This is a genomic window from Mesotoga infera (genome assembly GCA_011045915.1).
Classification (GTDB): Bacteria; Thermotogota; Thermotogae; order Petrotogales; family Kosmotogaceae; genus Mesotoga; species Mesotoga infera_D.
The window spans coordinates 1-2281 of record DSBT01000125.1 but is presented as its reverse complement, the minus strand read 5'-3'; the positions used below and the strand labels follow the sequence as shown (position 1 = coordinate 2281).

The following is a 2281-nucleotide window of genomic DNA, read 5'->3' as shown; positions in this document are numbered from 1 at the left end:
CATAAACGCCTTCTTCAACGGGATAGACCTGTTTGCGGATAATGCAGCTGAAACGCTTAAGAACCTATTTGGTTTCTCTAGACCCCTGGAAGAACTGATATACAGACATTACGAGCTTCTCAGAGAAGAGTTGGAGCGTTTCTTCAAGTACTGGCCCCCTGAAGCTTTGAAGACATTAAGGGAGTCGGTGGAGGGAGAACTGGAAGACTTTCTAATTAACGGTTCTCCGGAACAGCTTGATAAGATATTTATTCACATACGCGACGACCTCATTTTCCTGATAAACGAAAGGGCCGAGTTGTTTAGACGTGGTTCTACTTCGAGAGAACTTAGTTCAATTACAAAGCACTTGAATGCCTTTATGCACCCACAAGGCGGTGAGAACTCAGTCAGTGATTTCTATACGATCTCCGTGCTGATCAAGTACGGGTTTTTCCCCGGTTATTCACTCGCAAAAGGTCACGTTACTGCCCGCTGCCTAGATAACGAAGGTTTCGTTGAAATCGACAGAAACTACAATATCGCTCTAAGGGAATTTGCACCGCTTTCCAGGCTTTACGCAGTAGGGAAAAAGTACCGACCGACACGGTACAACTTCTACAACGCCGACACAAAGGCGGGCTTTAGGCAGAGATTCATCATAATCGAAGACTATATAATGCCTGAAAAACCCGATGAACCTTCTTTCGATAACCCAGCTCAGTTGAAGCTTGATTCAATACACCTCACGGACCCCAAGTTGACTCTCGAAGGCAGACCCGGGGATAGTGAGAATCGTAGAGTCATTATGGGCTACGACATAAGGGGAATCGTTAAGGAAAATCACCTGGGAGGATTTACTGCCAAGTCTGACGGAATGATTACTTCTTTCAGGAGAAAAGACGTAGTTGTCCTCATAAACGTTGGTTCGAAACGCGATATACCTAACTATGGCTATGGTTTCTATATTTGTCCCGAATGTGGAGTGATAGAAGAGAACACTCCTAATGGGAAAGATCACTTCTTGAGACATTTGGAAACCATCCATAACAAACATATTCAAGGAGAAAGACTTAACGAGTATAGGAGAGGCATTCACGCAGAATTCGTGTCTGATGTAATGGTTGTGGGCCCTTTCAAGAGCTTCGAAGAGGCAGCCAACTATATGGAATCGATGAAGGTGGGGGCATCTATTGACCTGGATATTAGCACCAGTGAGATTGATAGCTTCATAAACGGGCGTGAAGAGAACTACCACGTTACTTTCTTCGAAACAGTACCGGGTGGCTCGGGATACATTGAGGTGTTGTTCCAGTACAGAGAAAGTGTAATGAAGACCGCAAGGACACTTCTTGATTCCTGCGATTGCAAGACTGCCTGTTACAGATGCCTGCTGAGCTTCTGGAATCAACCCTACCATTCAGTTCTCAATAGGAAGAAAGCAATCGAAGTACTTGACTTCATACAAACTGCAGGGGCTACTACAGTGGTGAAAATACCAGGCACCAGGCGAGAAAAGACTTCTGATGGGAACCTGGAGTCGCCGGCCGAGGCGAAGTTTCTTAACATTGTTAGGGAGTTCGGACTTCCAGATCCTCATCTTCAATACCAGGTAACCATCTCTAATATGACGACCATCGCTGATTTTGCATATCCTGATATAAAACTCCTTATCTATATCGATGGATACACTTATCATAAGGGCAAAGGGCAAGAGAAAATAGACCTTGACAGAAGGCAAGAACTAATACTCAAAGCCAGCGGCTACGAAGTCATTCGGATCGGAGCCAAAGACCTGGATGATGACGAGATGATGGCATTGTACCTTCAGAGTATCTCAAACTCAATCCAATAAAGACATTGTCATTTCACCAAGTGCAAGGTCTGACGCTTATTTGTCACGTCATCTGGTCACAAGTCAAGACGGCCTCCAACACCTCTTTCTCCTAGCAAACTTGATTACATTAACAGAGACTTCCGATTACCAAGAATACCCTTAATGTCTCTGTAGGCAATACATCTTACTGAATTCAGTAACGAAGACACATTATATTACTCAACCAGAAGAACAGGGTCCTCCCACCATTCACTCTCGGTGTTTTCTTGGTTCCACAAATTACAGTGTACGTTTTCTCAGAAGTCCTCCAGTTAAGACCTTCTGACGCGAATAAAATCTTGCCTTGCCGCCACGACCAATTCATTACTTGCTTGAATATGATCGGCTTGAAAAGAGAAACCCCCACACCCTCGAAAGTGTGGGGGAAAACAGACAACTTCCATAATCGTCTCGCACCGGTGCAGT

1 protein-coding gene is annotated in these 2281 nt (G+C 44.6%); it reads left to right on the top strand.

Annotated features, from left to right (window positions below; genetic code table 11):
* Positions 1-1834, top strand: a 1834-nt coding sequence (locus ENN47_04780; GenBank protein ID HDP77498.1) for a DUF1998 domain-containing protein, incomplete at its 5' end; no start/stop codon positions are given.
* Positions 1835-2281 lie beyond the last annotated feature (447 nt).